This is a genomic window from Oleiagrimonas sp. C23AA (assembly GCF_011759385.1).
In the GTDB taxonomy this organism is placed as follows: Bacteria; Pseudomonadota; Gammaproteobacteria; order Xanthomonadales; family Rhodanobacteraceae; genus Oleiagrimonas.
The window spans coordinates 111,444-129,929 of record NZ_JAARLY010000003.1 but is presented as its reverse complement, the minus strand read 5'-3'; the positions used below and the strand labels follow the sequence as shown (position 1 = coordinate 129,929).

18 protein-coding genes are annotated in these 18,486 nt (G+C 64.7%); 6 read left to right on the top strand and 12 right to left on the bottom strand.

Going from position 1 to position 18,486, the window contains the following annotated elements:
- Positions 1-50 precede the first annotated feature (50 nt).
- Together kynU and pyrC are read left to right on the top strand one after the other, a co-directional pair.
- Positions 51-1,334 carry a kynureninase gene (gene kynU / locus HBF24_RS06035; protein ID WP_206064214.1) on the top strand — a complete coding sequence of 428 codons (1,284 nt, stop codon included), beginning with the start codon at positions 51-53 and terminating at the stop codon, positions 1,332-1,334.
- 11 nt (positions 1,335-1,345) lie between these two features.
- Entirely contained in the window at positions 1,346-2,413 is a 1,068-nt protein-coding gene (gene pyrC / locus HBF24_RS06030) for a dihydroorotase (RefSeq protein WP_167170489.1), read from the top strand.
- 56 nt (positions 2,414-2,469) lie between these two features.
- On the opposite strand, the gene HBF24_RS06025 is transcribed toward pyrC, so the two are convergent.
- Positions 2,470-3,981: an acetyl-CoA hydrolase/transferase family protein gene (locus HBF24_RS06025; RefSeq protein WP_167170486.1), complete on the bottom strand. Its 1,512-nt coding sequence runs from the start codon at positions 3,979-3,981 to the stop codon at positions 2,470-2,472.
- Between the two features lie 247 nt (positions 3,982-4,228).
- On the opposite strand from HBF24_RS06025, the gene ggt reads away from it, so the two are divergent.
- The 4 genes from ggt (at position 4,229) to HBF24_RS06005 (ending at position 7,769) form a co-directional block, all read left to right on the top strand.
- Positions 4,229-6,031 (top strand): gamma-glutamyltransferase, encoded by a 1,803-nt coding sequence (ggt, locus tag HBF24_RS06020; RefSeq protein WP_240922262.1) that lies wholly within the window; start codon positions 4,229-4,231, stop codon positions 6,029-6,031.
- A 161-nt stretch (positions 6,032-6,192) separates the two neighbouring features.
- Positions 6,193-6,891 (top strand): hypothetical protein, encoded by a 699-nt coding sequence (locus tag HBF24_RS06015; RefSeq protein WP_167170482.1) that lies wholly within the window; start codon positions 6,193-6,195, stop codon positions 6,889-6,891.
- A gap of 120 nt (positions 6,892-7,011) precedes the next feature.
- Positions 7,012-7,395, top strand: a complete 384-nt coding sequence (locus HBF24_RS06010; RefSeq protein WP_206064213.1) for a VOC family protein — start codon at positions 7,012-7,014, stop codon at positions 7,393-7,395.
- Positions 7,392-7,769 carry a hypothetical protein gene (locus HBF24_RS06005; RefSeq protein WP_167170476.1) on the top strand — a complete coding sequence of 126 codons (378 nt, stop codon included), beginning with the start codon at positions 7,392-7,394 and terminating at the stop codon, positions 7,767-7,769. Before HBF24_RS06010 ends, HBF24_RS06005 begins: the two co-directional genes overlap by 4 nt.
- A gap of 14 nt (positions 7,770-7,783) precedes the next feature.
- Here the strand turns inward: HBF24_RS06005 and HBF24_RS06000 are convergent, their stop codons facing one another.
- The 11 genes from HBF24_RS06000 to HBF24_RS05950 form a co-directional block, all read right to left on the bottom strand.
- Positions 7,784-8,233: a TspO/MBR family protein gene (locus HBF24_RS06000; RefSeq protein WP_167170473.1), complete on the bottom strand. Its 450-nt coding sequence runs from the start codon at positions 8,231-8,233 to the stop codon at positions 7,784-7,786.
- Positions 8,234-8,313: 80 nt separating this feature from the next.
- Positions 8,314-9,582 carry a glutamate-5-semialdehyde dehydrogenase gene (locus HBF24_RS05995; protein WP_167170471.1) on the bottom strand — a complete coding sequence of 423 codons (1,269 nt, stop codon included), beginning with the start codon at positions 9,580-9,582 and terminating at the stop codon, positions 8,314-8,316.
- A 4-nt stretch (positions 9,583-9,586) separates the two neighbouring features.
- On the bottom strand, positions 9,587-10,750 hold the full coding sequence (gene proB, locus HBF24_RS05990; RefSeq protein WP_167170469.1) for a glutamate 5-kinase: 1,164 nt from the start codon (positions 10,748-10,750) through the stop codon (positions 9,587-9,589).
- A 31-nt stretch (positions 10,751-10,781) separates the two neighbouring features.
- On the bottom strand, positions 10,782-12,083 hold the full coding sequence (locus HBF24_RS05985) for an argininosuccinate lyase (RefSeq protein ID WP_167170467.1): 1,302 nt from the start codon (positions 12,081-12,083) through the stop codon (positions 10,782-10,784).
- A gap of 63 nt (positions 12,084-12,146) precedes the next feature.
- On the bottom strand, positions 12,147-13,097 hold the full coding sequence (argC, locus tag HBF24_RS05980) for an N-acetyl-gamma-glutamyl-phosphate reductase (protein ID WP_167170466.1): 951 nt from the start codon (positions 13,095-13,097) through the stop codon (positions 12,147-12,149).
- Positions 13,094-13,696 carry a GNAT family protein gene (locus tag HBF24_RS05975; protein ID WP_167170464.1) on the bottom strand — a complete coding sequence of 201 codons (603 nt, stop codon included), beginning with the start codon at positions 13,694-13,696 and terminating at the stop codon, positions 13,094-13,096. Before HBF24_RS05975 ends, argC begins: the two co-directional genes overlap by 4 nt.
- Positions 13,693-15,015, bottom strand: coding sequence for an acetylglutamate kinase (locus HBF24_RS05970; protein WP_167170462.1), 1,323 nt, complete (start codon positions 15,013-15,015; stop codon positions 13,693-13,695). The genes HBF24_RS05975 and HBF24_RS05970 overlap by 4 nt, the downstream gene beginning before the upstream one ends.
- Complete coding sequence (locus HBF24_RS05965) at positions 15,002-16,093, bottom strand: acetylornithine deacetylase (protein WP_167171378.1); 1,092 nt, start codon at positions 16,091-16,093, stop codon at positions 15,002-15,004. The genes HBF24_RS05970 and HBF24_RS05965 overlap by 14 nt, the downstream gene beginning before the upstream one ends.
- An 8-nt stretch (positions 16,094-16,101) precedes the next feature.
- A complete protein-coding gene (locus HBF24_RS05960) occupies positions 16,102-17,307 on the bottom strand; it encodes an argininosuccinate synthase (RefSeq protein WP_167170459.1) in 1,206 nt (401 codons plus the stop codon).
- Positions 17,308-17,350: 43 nt separating this feature from the next.
- Entirely contained in the window at positions 17,351-17,854 is a 504-nt protein-coding gene (locus HBF24_RS05955; RefSeq protein ID WP_167170456.1) for an OsmC family protein, read from the bottom strand.
- On the bottom strand, positions 17,851-18,480 hold the full coding sequence (locus tag HBF24_RS05950) for an FMN-binding negative transcriptional regulator (protein WP_167170453.1): 630 nt from the start codon (positions 18,478-18,480) through the stop codon (positions 17,851-17,853). The genes HBF24_RS05955 and HBF24_RS05950 overlap by 4 nt, the downstream gene beginning before the upstream one ends.
- Between the last annotated feature and the right edge of the window lie 6 nt (positions 18,481-18,486).

The following is an 18,486-nucleotide window of genomic DNA, read 5'->3' as shown; positions in this document are numbered from 1 at the left end:
CATCGGCCTACAATGCCCCGTTCTGCCTGACCTTGTAAGGAAGCCGCCTGATGTCCGTTTACCAAGCCAGCGCCGAATGGGCCGCGCAGCGTGATGCCGCCGACCCGCTGCGCAGCTATCGCGACCAGTTTCTGATTCCGCCGCATGGCGATGGACAGTGCCTGTATTTCTGCGGCAACTCGCTGGGCCTGCAACCGCGCGGCGTGCGCCAGGCTATCGAGACCGAACTGGAGCGCTGGAGCACGCTGGCGGTGGAAGGCCACTTCAAGGGCGAGCAGCCGTGGATGACCTACCACGAGGCGGTGCGCGACCACCTGGCCGAACTGGTCGGCGCCGAGCCGTCGGAAGTGGTCGCCATGAACACGCTGAGCGTGAACCTGCACCTGATGATGGTCAGCTTCTACCGGCCCACGGCGCAGCGACCGGCCATTCTTATCGAGGAAGGCGCCTTTCCCACCGACCGTTACGCGGTGGCCTCGCAGATCCGTTTCCACGGCTTTGACCCGGAGCGCGACCTGATCGAACTCAAGGCCGACGAGCCAAACGGCACGCTGTCGATGAGCGCGATCGAGCAGGCACTGACCGAGCATGGTTCACGCGTGGCGCTGGTGCTGCTGCCCGGCGTGCAGTACCGCACCGGTCAGGTGTTCGACCTGCCGGCGATCACCCGCCTGGCACACGCGCAGGGCTGCACGGTCGGCTTCGACCTGGCGCACAGCGTCGGCAACGTGAAGCTGGCCCTGCATGACGCCCAGGCCGACTTTGCCGTGTGGTGCAACTACAAGTACCTCAACGGCGGCCCGGGCGCGGTCGGCGGCGCCTTCGTGCACAGCCGTCACGCGCACAGCGAACTGCCGCGCTTTGCCGGCTGGTGGGGCCACGACAAAACCACCCGCTTCAAGATGGGTCCGCAGTTCGATGCCACACCTGGCGCGGAAGGCTGGCAGCTGTCGAATCCGCCGATTCTGGCCCTGGCTCCGTTACGCGCCTCGCTGGAACTGTTCCACCGCGCCGGCATGGATGCGCTGCGCGCCAAGTCCGAAGACCTGACCGGCTACCTGGAATGGCTGGTCGATGATCAGCTCTCGCATGTGCTGGAGTCGCTGACTCCGCGCGAGCCAGAACGCCGCGGCGTGCAGCTGTCGCTGCGCGTGCATGGCGGACGTGAGCGCGGCCGTGCGTTGTTCGATCACCTGGTCGAGCAAGGCATCATCGGCGACTGGCGCGAACCGGATGTGATCCGCATCTCCCCCACCCCGCTCTACAACCGCTACAGCGACTGCTTCGGTTTCGCGCAGGCCGTGCGCGCCTGGGCCGAGCAGCACCCCGCCTGACGAGATTTGCCATGACCACTTCCCCGCAACGCCTGATCCTGCGCCGTCCCGACGACTGGCACGTGCACCTGCGCGACGATGCCATGCTCGATGCGGTGGCCCATTACACCTCGCGCCAGTTTGGCCGTGCCATCGTCATGCCAAACCTGGCGCCGCCGGTGACCACGGTCGAGGCCGCCCGCGCCTATCGCCAGCGCATTCTGGCCGCGGTGCCGCCCGAGCACGACTTCACGCCGTTGATGACGCTGTATCTGACCGACGACATGGACCCGGCCGAGGTCGAGCACGGTTACAGCAGCGGCGAGGTCACCGCCTGCAAGCTGTACCCGGCCAATGCCACCACCAATTCGGCGCACGGCGTCACCGATGTGAAGAACATCTACGGCGTGCTGGCGACCATGCAGAAGATCGGCATGCCGCTGCTGGTGCACGGCGAGGTCACCAATCCCGAGATCGACATCTTCGATCGCGAGGCCGTGTTCATCGAACGCGTGATGACGCCGGTGCTGGCTGATTTTCCCGAGCTGAAAGTGGTGTTCGAGCACATCACCACCGCCGATGCCGCCGACTTCGTACTGGCGGCCGAAGCCAACGTCGGCGCCACGGTCACACCGCATCACCTTGAGATCAACCGCAACGCCATTTTCGCCGGTGGCATCCGCCCGCATTTTTACTGCCTGCCGGTGGCCAAGCGCGAGAAACACCGTCTGGCACTGCGCCGCGCGGTGACCTCCGGCAGCGAGAAGTTTTTCCTCGGCACCGACTCGGCGCCGCACGCTCGCCATGCCAAGGAATCGGCCTGCGGCTGCGCCGGCATCTTCAACGCGCCGATGGCGCTGGAAGCCTACGCCAAGGTGTTCGAAGAGGAGGGCGCGCTGGACAAGCTGGAAGCCTTCGCCTCGGAAAACGGTCCGCGCTTTTACGGCCTGCCACTCAACAACTCGAAGGTCGTACTGGAGCGCGTTGAACACGCCGTGCCGGCCAAGCTGCACGACATCGAAGACGGATTGGTGCCGTTCCATGCCGAGGCCAAGCTGGCCTGGCGCTTCGCCGATCACGCCCAGCTCGACTCAGCGTAAGTGCCGCTGACGGCACCTCGCCGTCAGCGCGCACGATTCGATATGGGATAACGCCTCTAGGCACGCATGCTGCCGGTATCAAGGAAGCGCTGGTGCCAGGACAGCGCCTCGGGCAACAGGTGCGGCGTTTGCAGACCATAGCTGTGACGACAGGCGCGCTGGAAATAATCCTCCAGCTGGGGCTTGAAGTCCGGATGCGCGCAACGCTCGATAATCACGCGGGCACGCTGCTTCGGCGATAGCCCGCGCAGATCGGCCAGACCCTGCTCGGTAACCACCACCGCCACGTCGTGCTCGGTATGGTCGACATGGCTGACCATTGGCACCAGTGCCGAGACCTGGCCATGCTTGGCCGTGCTCGGTGTCAGAAAACAGGACAGGAAGCCGTTGCGGGCGAAATCGCCTGAGCCGCCGATGCCATTGATGATGCGCGAACCGGCTACATGCGTGGAATTGACGTTGCCGTACAGGTCCGCTTCGACCATGCCGTTCAGGGCGATACAACCCAGCCGCCGCACCAGTTCGGCGTGGTTGGATATCTCCTGCGGCCGCAGCACGATGCGGCGCCGGTAGGTATCGATATGTTCGACGAAGTCGGCCACGCCATCCGGGCTCAACGACAGCGCGGTGGCCGACGCTGTGGTGATGGTGCCGCTGCGAATCAGGTCGAGCATGCCGTCCTGGATCACCTCGGTATAGGCGCTCAGCTGCTCGAAACCGCCCTCGCGCAACCCCAGCAGTACCGCATTGGCGATGTTGCCGACGCCCGACTGCAGCGGCAGCAGGTTCCCGGGCATGCGCCCACGGGCAATCTCGTGGCGGAAGAACTCCACCAGGTGCCCGGCGATACGCGCGCTGGTATCGTCCGGCGCAGCGAATGGCGTCAAGCGGTCATGTCCACCGGTTTCGACCACCGCGACCACCTTGTCCGGATCCACGCGCAGATACGGTTCGCCGATGCGATCACCCGGCGCCAGCAGCGGAATCGGCTTGCGGTGCGGCGGCAGGGCCGTGCCATAGTAGATGTCGTGCATACCCTCCAGGCCTGCCGGCTGGTCACGATTGACTTCAAGGACCACCTTCGCGGCCAGATCCAGCCAGGTCTTGTTGTTGCCAACCGAGGTCGACGGGATCAGTCGTCCATCCGGCAGGACGCCGGCCACTTCGATCACGGCCACGTCGATATCACCGAAGAAACCGGACCAGGCATATTGCGCGACATGTCCCAGATGAATGTCCATGTATTCGATCTGGCCATGATTGATGCGCGCGCGCAGTTCCGGATCGGACTGATAGGGCAAGCGGAAATCGATGCCGCCGGTGCGCGCCAGCACACCATCGAGCTCCGGCGCGGTGGAGGCACCGGTCAATACGCGTATGCCGAAAGCTTCACCGCGATCGTGTGCCGACTGGATCTGTGCGGCCAGCGCCTGCGGCACCGCCTTCGGATAGCCTGCTCCAGTGAATCCACTCATGCCCACGGTCATGCCTGGGCCGATCAGTTGGGCCGCCTGTTGAGCGGGCATCAATTTGGCCGCCAACCTCGGGCAGCGTATACGCGTTTGCATCGATATCGCTTCTGGAACTCAACTGGTCGATGATAGCGCCCACTCGGCCCCACAAAGCACGGGCGCGACGATGGTCGAGCCATCCGGGCCGATACTGTCGTGCGCCCTGGGCCTGCTGTGTACATTCGCAACCGACAGGGACCGGGGTATGCGCTTTAGATGTAAAGCGGCATGACCTGCGCTTGCTGCAATGACGCCATGTGGTGGTAGTGTCGAGTATTGCTTTTGTTTCTTCCCGGTGACACCCATGAGCCGACTGTCCATGCCCGGCGCGCGCACCGCGCTTGCCGCCCTGTCCCTGATGCTGAGCGTACCGGTGGTGCAAGCGGCCCCTCCGCCTGATTCCGCCGCTATATCCTCGCGTGCACTCGACGCGACGGCCCCGCCCACCACGCTGGCGGCCCTGGCCAAGGCCAGGCCGGTCACGGCCAAGCATGCGATGGTGGTGACCGCGCAGCACCTGGCCACCAAGGTCGGAGTGAACATCCTCAAGCAGGGCGGCAACGCCATCGATGCGGCGGTGGCGGTGGGTTACGCGCTGGCAGTGGTGCATCCGTGCTGCGGCAACATCGGCGGCGGCGGTTTCATGGTGGTGCATCTGGCCGCCACCAAGACGCACAAGGCGCGCACGGTGTTCCTGGACTTCCGTGAAAAGGCGCCGATCAAGGCCTCGCCCACACTGTTCCAGGACGCACAAGGCAACGTGGTCAAGGGCCGCAGCACCGACACCTACCTGGGCGTGGGCGTGCCGGGCACTGTGATGGGTCTGGAAGAGGCGCGCCGCAAGTACGGCACCATGAGCCGCAAGCAGCTGATGCAGCCGGCCATCGCGCTGGCCAGGAACGGCTATGTACTTGAGCAGGGCGACATCAACATCATGCACACCCGGGCCAAGGACTTTGCCAAGTACCCGAACGTCGCCAAGATTTTCCTGAAAGACGGCAAGCCCTATCAGGTTGGCGACCGCCTCAAGCAGCCCCAGTTGGCGCACACGCTGTCGCTGATCGAGCATGATGGCACCCGCGCGTTCTACCACGGTGCCATCGCCAAGGCAGTGGTCAAGGCCAGCCAGGCCCACGGCGGCATCCTGACCATGAAGGATTTTGCCGACTACACCGCGCCATGGACGCGCCCGATCACCTGTGACTATCGCGGTTACGAGGTGATTTCCTCGCCGCCGCCGAGTTCGGGCGGTACCACCATTTGCGAAATCCTGGGCCTGATCAAACCCTATCCGTTCGCCAAGTGGGGTTATGGTTCGGCCAACTCGGTGCACTATCTGATCGAAGCCGAGCGCCGCGCGTTTGCTGATCGCAACACCTATCTGGGTGACCCGGCATTCGTGAAGAACCCAATCGACAAGCTGCTCTCGCCCGCGCATCTGGCCGAGATGCGCAGCACCATTCAGGCCGACAAGGCCACGCCGTCCAGCCAGATCCACGGCAGCCTGGGTGCCGCCGAAGGCATGCACACGACGCACTTCTCGGTGGTCGATGCCAAGGGCAACGCGGTCAGCTGCACCTATACCATCAACTATCTGTTCGGCATCGCGCAGATGGCCGGCGACACCGGCTTCTTCCTCAACAACGAGATGGACGACTTCACCTCCAAGCCCGGCGTGCCCAACACGTTTGGCCTGGTACAGGGCAAGATCAACCAGATCGAACCGGGCAAGCGTCCGTTGAGCTCGATGTCGCCGTCGATGGTGCTCAAAAACGGCAAGTTGTTCATGGTTACCGGTAGCCCCGGCGGCTCGACCATCATCTCCACCACGCTGGAGAGCATGCTCAACGTCATCGACTTCGGCATGAACATGCAGCAGGCGGTCAACGCACCACGCATGCACAATCAATGGCTGCCGGACGTCACCGCGGTGGAGCCCGGCCTGCTCTCGCCGGGCGTGAAGTCCCAGCTGGAAGCGATGGGCCATCACTTCAAGGACGTGCAGTCCTGGGGTGCCGACGAGGCCATTCTGCGCAGCTCGAAAACCGGACTGCTGGAAGGCGCCAACGATCGCCGTCGCCCGGCGGGTCTGGCCGCCGGCTACTAAAGTTAGTCGCCGCTCGCCCACTGAGCGTTGAGCACCAAGTATAAGGCCCCGCGGCTCACGGCGCGGGGCCTCTTTGGTGTCGCCACTTCGGTTCGCCAGGGGAAAAGGCGTAGCATGGCAGGCATCGACCTTAATGACCGCAAGGAATCGGGAGGGGTACGATGACACCGAGTATTCGCCTGGGCACCGCACTGCTGGCCCTTGGCCTGAGCTGCCTGGCCAGTGCCGGTCCGACCGTGCACCGCGATGCGCACGGCCAGGATCAGACCGACCTGCCCAACATCAACGTGATCGCTCCGCCCTACCAGAAGCACTACGGCGGCTACGTGATTTCCGGCGACTTCAAGGTGCTGGCCAAGCTGCCTTACATGGTCTACCCGGCGCAGCCGCTGGGCCATGGCGATGTGATCAGCGTCAGGCCGGTGAACCTGCAGGATGATGAATATCTGGTGCTGCAGCGCTGCCTGACGGTACGCTGCGACAAGGCGTCGATCGTGCGCCTGTGGAGCGCGCACGGCAGCACCAATCACAGCGCGCACGATGCCACGCGCATGCGCATTCCGCGCAATGGCAAATACTTCCTCTACCTGAAAAAGCTGCCGACGGTGCCTTTCCCGCCGTGCGAGCAGTGCACCGATTTCTTTGCCCGCTTCCGCCAGGTTGGACCTCCACTGACGCTCACGCCCACCGGGATCACCACGGCCTACTACACCAAGGCACTGCGCCGGGCCGCCAAGGCACCGCCGGAGAAGATCGTCGCCAAGACCCATGAAGGCGCCACCTTCATCGCCACCTTTGCCAGCGGCACCAAGATACGCCTGCAACGCATGCGACCGGCGGACCTTGCCGACAGTCGCTGATGCGGCCACGATCCGGTTGGCTCTGCCGATTTTTCAGGTTCGCACACGTCCGGCGATTGGCAGGCGCGTGCGAATCGGCCAAGATGAAGACGCGCAACGCACCAGGCTCCAAGCATGACCATGAATATTCGCACCCACCTGATGTTCGAGGGCTCCGCCGAGGAAGCGATGAACCTCTACGTGAGCCTGTTTCCCGACTCCAAGGTGGTCCAAACACGTCGTTACAGCGAAGGCAGCCACAAGGGCAAGCTGCAGATCGGCAGCTTCTCGCTGGCCGGGCGCGAGTTTCTTTGCATCGACTCGCCGGTCAAGCACGACTTCAACTTCACCCCAGCGATGTCCATCTTCGTCGACTTCGACGACGAGCACGCGCTGGAGAAGGTGTTCGCGGAGTTGTCAGTCGATGGCGAGGCGCTGATGCCGCTGGGTGACTACGGTTTCAGTCGTCGCTTCGGCTGGCTGACCGATCGTTTCGGTGTCTCCTGGCAGCTCAACCTGCCGTGAGTCACGTCGTCATGCTGGAAGCCGCAGCGCTGGCGCGGCTGGAAGATGGCGCCCTGTGGCAGCTGGGCGAGTCGCTGATGGATCCGCTGATGGATGCTTCCAACCGTCGCGACTATGCCGGACATATCCGCGATTTCTCCGCCCGCGCGCGCGATGTGATGTCGGCCGACTACTTCCACTCGGTAGTGGAACTGAGCCAGACCGAGCGTGGCCGCTTCGCCGACCGGGAACGACTGAATCTGCTGCGCCGCCCAGGCGCCGTGGTATTCACCTGGCGCCAACGTTTTACCGGCACACCGGGCGAGTATCTGGCCGAGATGGTGCTGATCAGCGAAAACGGTCGCGCCCGCGTCGACCACGTGATGGTGATCTGAGGCATTCAACGGCCTCAATTGAGTTGCCACAAGGCGATATTCAGCACACCAGCAAAACTCACCCAGGCCAGATAGGGCAACATCAGCGCGCCAGCCACCCGGTCGCGCCGGAAGAACGCTGCCGTGGTCGCGGCAATGGTCAACCAGAGCACACCAATCTCCAGCGCACCGGCGCCCAGCCAGTGACGACCGAATACCAGCCAAGACCACAATGCATTGAGCGCCAGCTGGATCAGCCAGAGCCACTGCGCACCATCAAACCCACGCTGTAGCCAGGCGCGCCAGGCTGCCACGGCCATGGTGATATAAAGCGCCGTCCAGGCGATCGGAAAGGCAATGTTCGGCGGTGTGAAACCCGGCTTGGTCAAGCCCTGATACCAGGCACCGGGCTGGAAGAAGACGCCGCTGCAGGCAGTCAACGCCACCAGCAACAGGAAAACGATCAGGGCCGGCCATCGGCGCATGGGCGCATCGCTCCACAAAAAAGGCCGGAGCAGAATGCCCTGCTCCGACCCTTGTCGGCAAATGTCGCAGCCTGCTTCGTTCAGGCCGCCTTGGTGCCGTGACGCACCTGGCCCGAACCGCGCAGCACGAAGCGCTCGATGGTCAGCGCTTCGGCACCCATCGGCCCGTACGAGTGCAAGCGCGTGGTGGAAATGCCGATCTCGGCGCCCAGGCCCAGTTCGCCACCATCGGAGAAGCGCGAAGAGGCGTTGATCATCACCACCGCCGAGCGCAGCGCATGCACGAAGCGGTTGGCCACGACCATGTCCTCGGTGCAGATCACCTCGGTGTGGTCGGAGCCGAAGCTGCGGATGTGTTCGATGGCCTGCTCGGCATCATCGACCACGCGCACGGCGATTTTCAGGGACAGGAACTCGGCGGCGAAGTCTTCCTCGCTGGCCGGCTCCATGTCGCTGACAATGGCGCGCGAGGCATCATCGCCGCGCAGCTCCACGCCCTTCTCGCGCAGCGCCTTGGCCGCTCGCGGCAGAAAGTCGGCGGCAATGTCCTTGTGCACCAGCAGCGTTTCCAGCGAATTGCAGGCCGCCGGGCGCGTGGTCTTGCCATCGACCAGGATATCCAGCGCCTTGTCCAGATCGGCCTTGTTGTCCACGTAAAGGTGGCATACGCCCTTGTAATGCTTGATCACCGGCACGCGCGCGTTTTCGGTGACGAAGCGGATCAGGCCTTCGCCGCCGCGCGGGATGATCAGGTCGACGATCTCCGACAGCTGCATCAACTCGAGCATCGCCTCGCGCGACAGGTCGTCCAGCAGCATCAGCGCATGCTCGTCGATACCCGCATCGCGCATGGCACCACGCAACACCTTGGCAATGGCCTGGTTGGAGCGCACCGCTTCCTTGCCGCCACGCAGGATCACCCCGTTGCCGGCCTTGATGCACAGCGCGGCGGCATCGGCGGTGACGTTGGGCCGCGCCTCGTAGATCATCGCGACCACGCCCAGCGGCACGCGCACACGCTCGATGGTGAAGCCCTTGGACGACTCCTCGGTGTGCGTGACCTGGCCCACCGGATCAGGCAATTCGGCTACTTCACGCAGCGCCTTGGCAATGCCGGCGACACGCTCCTCATTGAGTGCCAGGCGATCGAGCATGGCCTCACCGATGCCTTTCTCACGCGCGGCGCGCATATCCTCGGCGTTGGCCTTGAGCACCTCGTCGCTGGCCTTTTCCAGCGCGCTGGCCATGGCGTTGAGCAACTTGTTCTTGTCGTCGGTGGAAAGTTCGGCCACCTGCACGGCGGCCTTCTGGCATTTGAGCGCGTTGTCGCGCACGGATGCGTTGGTCATGTTTTCAAGCTCCTTCGAGTCGAACCAGATCGTCGCGGTGCACTACAGTTTCGCCGTAGCTGTAGCCGAGACGCTTCTCGATATCGCGGGTATGGCTGCCGGCAATCTGGCGGATTTCCGCGGCGCCGTACTGGGTGATGCCGCGCGCCACGCAGTGGTGGCCGTCGGCGTCGCCCTCGGCATCAACGTGGATTTCCACCATGTCGCCGCGCTGAAAATGGCCCACCGCGGTGACGATGCCCTTGGGCAGCAGGGAGGCGCCCTCCTCGACCACCGCATTGGCCGCACCTGGATCGACCAGGATGTGACCGGGCACGTTGGGAACATGGCGCAGCCAATACTTGCGTGCCTGCAGGCGGTCGGCGTTGGTGCGCAGGCGGGTGCCGCGCAGCAGGTCGCGTGAGAGCAGGCCGACCACGTCGGCGTCGCGACCGTTGAACAGGATGGTTTCAATGCCGGCGGCAGCGGCCTTTTCAGCCGCCTCCAGCTTGGTACGCATGCCGCCAGTACCGACGCTGGAACCGGGGTCGCCGGCCATGGCCATGATCTGCGGCGTCAGTTCCTCCACCACGTCGATGGGTTTGGCGTCGGGGCCGCTGCGCGGGTCGGCGGTGTACAGGCCGTCGATGTCGGTGGCGATCAACAGCAGGTCGGCGTCAACCAGCGCCGCGACAATGGCGGCCAGGTTGTCGTTGTCACCCAGGGTCAGCTCGTCGATGGCCACGGTGTCGTTTTCATTGACCACCGGGATCACCTTGTGCGTGAGCAGCTCCTGCAGCGTGGCACGCGCATTGAGATAGCGGCGACGGTCACGCAGGTCGTCATGTGTCAGCAGCACCTGCGCTAGCGGCGCATCAAGCAGACGCTGCCACAGCGCCACCGTCTGAGTCTGGCCCAGCGCCGCCATGGCCTGGCGGGCAGCGTTGTTGCTGCTGTCTTCGTCGGCATGGTTGGCCAGAAGCATGCGGCCGGCGGCCACCGCGCCGGAAGAGACCAGCACAATCTCGCGACCGGCTGCCTGGCAGGCCGCGATGAACTGCGCCAGTCCCAGCGCATAGCGCGTGCTCAGGCCCCCCTCGTCGGCGGCCAGAAGGCTGCTTCCGACTTTCAACACCGCCCGGTTCCAGGGCGGCACGCTTTGTTCCTTGAACTTCTTGAGTGTGGTCATCGTCTCCGTGCTGGACTTTCTCTCGGCGCGTTTAGTGCGTATCCGTTAAGACCTTTAGGCGCGCACGCAGCAATTCAACCCCACAATCGCCATCACCGCCCGGGGAGACGCGTGCAGCCAGACTCGATTCAGGTGAGCGGCCCTCGCCGGCTTCGGTGGCCGTCGCCGCTGCCGCGCGATAGGCATCGCGGAACGGCACGCCGGCGGCAGCCTGCTCGATGGCCACGTCGGTGGCATACATCGCCGGCTCGATCGCCGCACGCATCACCGGCCCATTCCATTGCATGCGGGCCAACAGGTCCGGCAACAAGGCCAGTGCCTTCAGCCCCAGGGTGAAGCCGTGCACCAGCGAGCCCTTGCTGTATTGCAGGTCGCGCTGATAACCGGACGGCAGCGACAGCAGCTGTTCGATCTCGGTGCGCGCCGCGGCCACCGGCGCGTAGGTACCACGCAGCAGCTCGACCACATCCGGATTGCGCTTGTTCGGCATGATCGAGGAGCCGGTGGTGTACTGGTCCGGCAGGCTGACAAAACCAAATTCGGCGGTGGTGAACAGGCTCAGATCCCAGGCCAGGCGACGCGTGTCGAGCATGGTGCCGGCCAAGGCATCCAGCGCCGCCAGTTCGAACTTGCCACGTGACAGCTGGGCGTAGATGGGCGACACCTGCATGCGCGCAAACCCCAGCGCCTGCGTGGTGTGGGCGCGATCCAGCGGCAGGTTGACGCCGTAGCCGGCGGCCGTACCCAGCGGATTGGCGTCGATCAGCTCCAGCGTGGCGCGGGCGCGCATAGCGTTGTCGATAAAGCCTTCGGCGAAACCGGAAAACCACATGCGTGTGGACGACACCACCGCGCGCTGCAAATGCGTGTAGCCGGGCAACGGCAGCGAATCGACCTCGGCACGATCCAGGCACACGCCGGCAATGGCCAGCGACAGCCGCGCCAGGTCGGCCAGCCTGTCCTTGAGCCACAGGCGCGTGGCGACCAGCACCTGATCGTTGCGGCTGCGCCCAGTGTGCACGCGGCGGCCGGCATCGCCCAGGCGCTCGGTCAGGCGCGCTTCGATCGCCGAGTGACCGTCTTCGTAGGTGGCATCGAGCACAAAGCGCCCGGCGGAAAAATCCTCGGCCAGCACGGTCAGCTCGCGCTTCAGCGCGTCGGCCTCGTCGGCGCTGACCACACCGATGTGCGCCAGCCCTTCGACATGCGCCTGGCTGGCGCGAATGTCATGCAGGAAGAATTCGCGGTCCAGCACCACATCGTTGCCGGCCATGAAATCCATGATGGCCTCGTCGACCTTCACGCCATCCTTCTGCCACAAAAGCTCGCTCATCGTCTGCTGATCTCGTCGTGTCTTTCAGTTGCATCGCGGCGCGCAAAGCGCGACCAATGTCGCTCAGGCGGAAACGGGAATCCCGGTCAATTCCGGCAGGCTGAGCGCCATGTTGATGTTCTGCATGGCCTGCGTGGCCGCACCCTTGAGCAGGTTGTCCAGCGTGGCCACCACCACCACGCGGCGCCCGCCGGTGGCGACATCAAAACCACCGATCTCGGCGTGGTGCTTGCCGGCAACGGCGCTGACCCAGGGCGCTTCATCGAGCACCTTGACCAACGCCTCGCCCTCGTAACGCCCCTGATAGCGGCGCATCACTTGCTCGCGCTGCATGGGGCGTTGCAGGTAAAGATTGGTGGTGATGGTCAAACCGCGAAAATGCGGCGCCACGTGCGGCATGAATTCCACCGGCAGTCCCAACTGACGGCTGACTTCACGCTCGTGGGTGTGCCCGGTCAGGCTGTACGGCATCAGGTTGTCGGCCAGTTTTTCCGGGTTGTTCTTGTCCGACGGCGTGGTGCCGGCGCCGGAGTAACCGGACACGCCAAAGCACACCGGCGGCGCGGCCAGTTCGTCCTTCAGCGGACGGATGGCCAGCTGCATGGCGGTGGCATAACAACCGGGATTGGCGATGCGCTTGCTGCCGCGGTAGTACTCGCGGGTCAGTTCCGGCAGGCCGTAGTACCAGTCATCGTCGAACCGGTAATCGGCCGACAGGTCCACGATCACCGTCTGCGGCCGGGCCTCATCGATGGTCTCGACGTACGGCGCGGCCTTGCCGTTGGGCAATGCCAGCACCACCACGTCAGCGCCTTGCGCGGCCACGTCGGCCGGCTCCATGCGCTGGTAGCACAGCGCGCCCTGGTAAGCGGGATGATGCGCATCCACGCGCTGGCCATCCAGCTCACGCGAGGAGACAAAGGCCAGCTCAAGGCCGGGGTGGGCGGCGATCAGGGCAATCAGCTCGGCGCCGGTATGGCCGCGCGCGCCGACAATGCCGATTCGCTTGCTCATGACGAAAAATCCTGTTGCAGCTTGAAGGTCAGGTGCTGGCGCACCGCCGGCCATTCGCCGGCAATAATCGAATACACCACCGTGTCGCGCAGGCTGCCGTCGGGTGTACGACGGTGATTGCGCAGCACGCCATCGCACTTGGCGCCCAGGCGCTCGATGGCCGCGCGCGAACGGTGATTGAGCCAGTGCGTGCGAAGCTCCACGGCAATGGCCTCAAGCGTCTCGAACGCGTGCTGGAGCAGCAGGTATTTGCACTCGGTGTTCACCGCGGTGCGCTGGGCACGCTTGGCATACCAAGTGTAGCCGATCTCCAACCGCCGATTTTCCGCATCGGCATGGCAAAAGCGCGTGCTGCCAAGCACCTGGCCGTCCGCCACGCGGCGCACGGCGAAGGCCTGCGCCGTGCCCGCCTCGGCCTGTGCCTGCGCCTTGGCGATGTACCCAACCACCTCTTCCGGCGCCGGGGCGCCGGTAAACCACAGGCGATGAATATCACCATCGGTCACGGCCTCGGCCAGGCCCGCGGCGTGCACCATGCCCAGGGGCTCGAGCACCACGTGCTCACCGCGCAAAGTGACGGCAGAGAGAAAGCCGCTCATGGACGATCGATCAGGGTGGCCGGACGCTCGGCGCAGTGGTGCACGCAGCGCTCGATGTCACCGAAGTCGCTCAAGCCGTACCAGAACACCTTCCAGCGCGCCTGGCGATAGCTGCCATCGGACTCGGCGTAATAGAACGGATTGACCAGGTTGCCGTGACGCGAGCGCCAGAACAGGTTCGGATTTTCCTCGCGCATCACCTGCCACACGGCGCGACCGATGCCCTCGCCCTGGGCGTCGTCGAGCACGGCAAACTTGTCCAGATAGGTGAAGCCACCCTCGTCGGTCAGCACCATCGCGGCGCGGTAGTTCTCGCTGATATACACGCGGTACGGCGTGATGCGCTCGAAGTAGTCCTCGGCCAGACCGCGCCGGAAACTTGATTCGATCAACTGACGCAGGCGCGGCTGGTCCACGCCTTCCCAGCTGTCAAAACGCAGCACGCGCTCGCCGCGACGCACCAGTGTGCCCGAGCCCTTGTGCGTGAACAGCTCCTTGGCCAACTCCGCCGGACGGGTAATCGACACCGACGAGGTCAGCGGCAACCCGTCGAGCAACTGCTTGATCTGCTCGATCTTCAAGCGCATGCCCGAATGCAGCCACGGTTGCGCCATCAGGTGCTCGTACTCGGTGCTCAAGTTGATCGAGTCGATGATCTTGTTGTTGCCGTCCAACAAGCCACCCGTCCCGGTCAGGAAGATGATCTTGTACGGCTCCAGCGCGTGCACCAACTCGTTGGCGGCAAAATCGGCGTTGATGTTGAGGATCTGCCCATCCGGGGTTTCGCCCATCGAGGCGATCACCGGGATCGAACCGACGCGCAAGCTGGCGTCGATCGGGGCCAGGTTCACGCGCTTGACCTGTCCGACCAAACCAAGCTGCTCACGGTCCAGATATTGCGACTCGAACACGCCGCCGATCACCGAGGTGGCGCGCGCATCCATCTCCTGCAAGGCCTCGACCAGGCGCAGGTTCTGCTCCTGGAACACGCGGCGCACGATGGTCATCGCTTCCGGCGAGGTCACGCGCAGGCCATTGACGGTGTGCTTTTCGATGCCCGCCGCCGACAGCTCGGCGTCCAGTTGCGGGCCGGCGCCGTGCAGCACGATCGGCGTCAGGCCGACCTGCTGCAGGAAGGTGAGCGACGAGGCCAGCGCGTCCAGATCGTCGCGCAACACGGCACCGCCCACCTTGACCACGGCAAAGCGCTTGGCGTCGAGCTGCGAGAAACGTTTCAGGTACTGCTGGATTTCCTTGGTGCTGCCCATGCTCGAGAGCAGGCGCACGATGGTCTGCCTTAACTGCTTATGCGAGTCCATGATCGATGATGTGATGTAGGTGATCGGCGTAGGCGGACAGCTGATCCAGCGCCACCCATTCGTCGGCGGTGTGCGCCTGGGCAATGTCGCCCGGGCCGAACACCATGGTCGTGAAGCCGCCTGCGGAGAACAGCGCGGCCTCGGTCCAGAAGTCCACGGCATTGCCGATGGCAAGACCCAGCTCGTCGGCCAGATCGCGCGTGGCAAGGCGCCGATTCTCGGCCTCGGCGGTGTCGCCGGCCGGGCACGACGGGCCACGGAAGGTTTCCTCAAACTCGGCCGCGGCCGGCTCGGCCAGCGCGGCAAAATCGGCCAGCAGCGCGTCCGGGTCCATCGACGGCAGCGGGCGGAAGCCAAACTTGAGCTCGGCTTCCGGCGCAATCACGTTGGCCTTGATGCCGCCCTCGATGCGGCCGATGTTGAAGCGCAATCCGGTCAACCCACCAAAGCGCTGATGCGCCTGCGACTCGACCAGATCAAGCGCCTTGTCGCCCCAGCGCACGGCCTGATGCAGCGCGCTGTCGGACAGGCTCTGCTTGCCCGAGGCATGCCCGGCACGCCCGGTGAAACGCATGCGCACCGAGTTGATGCCGCGATGGGCCAGCACCGCTTCCACCTGCGTGGGTTCGGAGACGATCACCGCTTCGAACGCATGCTCGCCGCGCACGAAGGCCGGCACGCAACGCGCGTCATTGGCCTCCTCGTCGGTGGAAAACAAAAACGCACAATCGCCGTCGCTGACGTTGGCTACGGCCAGCATGGCCGCTGCCGCGCCCTTGATGTCGCAGGCGCCCAGTCCTACCGCCTTCTCTTCATCCACGCGCAGCTCGAAGGGGCTGGCGCTCCAGTGCGGCGAATCGGGCACGGTATCCAGATGCACGTTGAACAACAGGCGCGGCTTGCCACGCACGGCCAGCAGGCTGACCGCTCCGGCACCATGATCGGTCAGCGTGAAAGCAAACCCCGGCAACTGCGACTTCAAATAATCGAAGATGCCGCCGGTGCCGATCTGGCGCGGCGGATTGCGGGTGTCGTGACTGACCAGGGCTTTCAGGTGCGTGAGCGTGGCTTTCAGCAGCGCCCCGCTCATCGGTTCACCTCGGCCCACAATGTCGAGCTCATGCCGAACAGCTTGATGAAACCTTCCGCCTCTTCCACGCCCCAGTCGGCCGACTGCGCGTAGGTGGCGCCCTTGGCGTTGAGGATATGCGGCGAGTTAACCGCTACCGCATCAACACGGCCGCCCCGGGTGGACAGCGTCACGCTGCCGTTGACGCAGCGCTGGCTGGAGGCCAGATAGGCCTCCAGATCAGCCTTGACCGGATCGTGGAAGAAGCCTTCGTACACCACCTCGACCCACTGGCGGGCGACAGTGGGCTTGAAGCGGTTCTGCGATTTGGACAACACCGCCTCTTCCAGCGCGCGGTGCGCGGTCAGCAGCGAAACCAGGCCCGGCGCCTCATACACGATGCGGCCCTTGAGGCCGATGGTGGTGTCGCCGGTATACATGCCGCGGCCCACGCCATAAGGCGCGAACAACTGGTTGAGGTGAGCCAGAATCTCGTGGCCGGGCATGGCCTCGCCATCCAGCGACACGGCCTCACCCTGCTTGAACTCCAGCGTGACGCTCAGCGCGTCGGACGGCCATTGGTCGGCCGGCGCACACCAGCCGCGCGCGCCCTCGCCTGGGGTCTGCCACTGGTCGATCTCGCCACCGGACAGCGTCACGCCAAGCAGGTTTTCGTTGATGGTGTAGCTTTGCTGCTTGGCGCGCACACCAAAGCCGCGCTCTTCCAGATAGGCCTGCTCGTAGGCGCGGGTCTGCGTGTGCTCTTTCTGGATTTCGCGGATCGGCGCGATGATCTGGTAATCGCCCAGCGCCTTCACGGTCAGGTCAAAACGCACCTGGTCGTTGCCCATGCCGGTGCAGCCGTGAGCAATGATGTGGGTGCCCAGCTCGGCGGCACGCTTGAGCGCGGCTTCCACAATCAGGTAGCGATCGGAGACCAGCAGCGGGTACTGGCCCTGGTAGCCTTCCCCCGCCCACACGAACGGTTTGACAAAGCCTTCCCAGATGGCCGGACCACCATCGACGGTCCGGTGGCTGGCCACGCCCAGTTCGGCGGCGCGCTGCTCGATGAAAGCGCGCTCCTCGGCATCCACACCACCGGTGTCGGCAAATACCGTGTGCACGGCGTAACCGCGCTCTTTCAGGTAGGGAATGCAGAAGCTGGTATCCAGGCCACCGGAGAAAGCGAGGACGACGTCTTTGGAAGCGGTTGCATTGGTCATGGGCGTATAGATGTCTTCAGATAGAAGGTGAAGGGCGAAGATGTCAGATCGGTGAAACGGGGCGTGCGTCTGTATCGACGCGCACGATGCGCGGTTCGCAGCGCACCGGGAAATTCACGGAATTGGCGATAAAGCAGGCGTGGTGCGCATCGTCATGCAAGGCCACGGCCTTGTCGGCATCGCTGGCCGCGTCGATGCTGACCTCGGGTTTGAGCACCACCTCGACAAAGCGGCCGCTGCTGCCTTGCGTCACCATGCGGCCGCGCGCCAGGTCGCGATAGGCCAGCACCACCACGCCGCCAACCGCCGCCATGTGCAGGTACGACAGCATGTGGCAGGCCGACAGCGCGGCCATCAGCATGTCTTCCGGGTTGTGGCGCGCTGCGTCACCGTGGAAGGTGGCATCGGACGAACCGGCCAGGTCCGGCTTGCCGTCGATACGCAGCACGTAGTCGCGGCGATAGCTGCGGTAGGTTCGGGTGCCTTCGCCGCGGTTGCCGGTCCATTCCAGCTCGGTGCGATAGTGATGCGGATGCGGCGCGCTCATGCCTGCGTTCCCTGCATCGCCGCCTGCATCAGGCCGGCCAGAGCCACATCATCGCCCTGCCCGCGCTGGCGCAGCCCGTCGATCACCCCCTGGCGGTTGGCCGCCGGGTGGTTCTGGCTGAGCTTGAACTTGGCGCTAACGTGGTCCACCTCAATCTCCAGCCCTGCGATGGCGCCAAGCAGCCGCTCGACGTAATCGGCAGGCGCATCGTCCACGTGCCAGGGCTGCGCCTGGCCGGCTTCAAACGTATCGGTGAGCTCGCTCAACAAGGCACGCAGCCACGCGTGCTCGCGACGCACTCGCAGCCGGCCCTGTAGATGCACCACGGCGTAGTTCCAGGTCGGCACGGCGCGCCCGTTCTCATGCTTGCTCGGATACCAGTTGGGGCTGACATAAGCTTGCGGGCCGTGGAAGATCGCCACGACCTCAGCACCGTCGGCGGCAGCCAGCGCATTGCCCGCCGCCACATGGCCGCGCAAGCGACCCTCGGCATCGCGCAGCAAAGGCACGTGCTCGACGCATGGCGCCTCTTTCCCGCCGACGATCAGCGTGGCGAACGGATGGGCGCGGATCAGCGCGTCGATCGCTTCGACACGCGTTTCCTCGAAGGCGGCCGGCAGATACATCGGCGG

What these genes read in the sequence shown, in the direction of transcription:
- kynU (WP_206064214.1), top strand. Translation starts at nt 51, where the DNA reads ATGTCCGTTTACCAAGCCAGCGCCGAATGGGCCGCGCAGCGTGATGCC.
- pyrC (WP_167170489.1), top strand. Translation starts at nt 1,346, where the DNA reads ATGACCACTTCCCCGCAACGCCTGATCCTGCGCCGTCCCGACGACTGG.
- HBF24_RS06025 (WP_167170486.1), bottom strand. Translation starts at nt 3,981, where the DNA reads ATGCAAACGCGTATACGCTGCCCGAGGTTGGCGGCCAAATTGATGCCC.
- ggt (WP_240922262.1), top strand. Translation starts at nt 4,229, where the DNA reads ATGAGCCGACTGTCCATGCCCGGCGCGCGCACCGCGCTTGCCGCCCTG.
- HBF24_RS06015 (WP_167170482.1), top strand. Translation starts at nt 6,193, where the DNA reads ATGACACCGAGTATTCGCCTGGGCACCGCACTGCTGGCCCTTGGCCTG.
- HBF24_RS06010 (WP_206064213.1), top strand. Translation starts at nt 7,012, where the DNA reads ATGAATATTCGCACCCACCTGATGTTCGAGGGCTCCGCCGAGGAAGCG.
- HBF24_RS06000 (WP_167170473.1), bottom strand. Translation starts at nt 8,233, where the DNA reads ATGCGCCGATGGCCGGCCCTGATCGTTTTCCTGTTGCTGGTGGCGTTG.
- HBF24_RS05995 (WP_167170471.1), bottom strand. Translation starts at nt 9,582, where the DNA reads ATGACCAACGCATCCGTGCGCGACAACGCGCTCAAATGCCAGAAGGCC.
- proB (WP_167170469.1), bottom strand. Translation starts at nt 10,750, where the DNA reads ATGACCACACTCAAGAAGTTCAAGGAACAAAGCGTGCCGCCCTGGAAC.
- HBF24_RS05985 (WP_167170467.1), bottom strand. Translation starts at nt 12,083, where the DNA reads ATGAGCGAGCTTTTGTGGCAGAAGGATGGCGTGAAGGTCGACGAGGCC.
- argC (WP_167170466.1), bottom strand. Translation starts at nt 13,097, where the DNA reads ATGAGCAAGCGAATCGGCATTGTCGGCGCGCGCGGCCATACCGGCGCC.
- HBF24_RS05975 (WP_167170464.1), bottom strand. Translation starts at nt 13,696, where the DNA reads ATGAGCGGCTTTCTCTCTGCCGTCACTTTGCGCGGTGAGCACGTGGTG.
- HBF24_RS05970 (WP_167170462.1), bottom strand. Translation starts at nt 15,015, where the DNA reads ATGGACTCGCATAAGCAGTTAAGGCAGACCATCGTGCGCCTGCTCTCG.
- HBF24_RS05960 (WP_167170459.1), bottom strand. Translation starts at nt 17,307, where the DNA reads ATGACCAATGCAACCGCTTCCAAAGACGTCGTCCTCGCTTTCTCCGGT.
- HBF24_RS05955 (WP_167170456.1), bottom strand. Translation starts at nt 17,854, where the DNA reads ATGAGCGCGCCGCATCCGCATCACTATCGCACCGAGCTGGAATGGACC.
- HBF24_RS05950 (WP_167170453.1), bottom strand. Translation starts at nt 18,480, where the DNA reads ATGTATCTGCCGGCCGCCTTCGAGGAAACGCGTGTCGAAGCGATCGAC.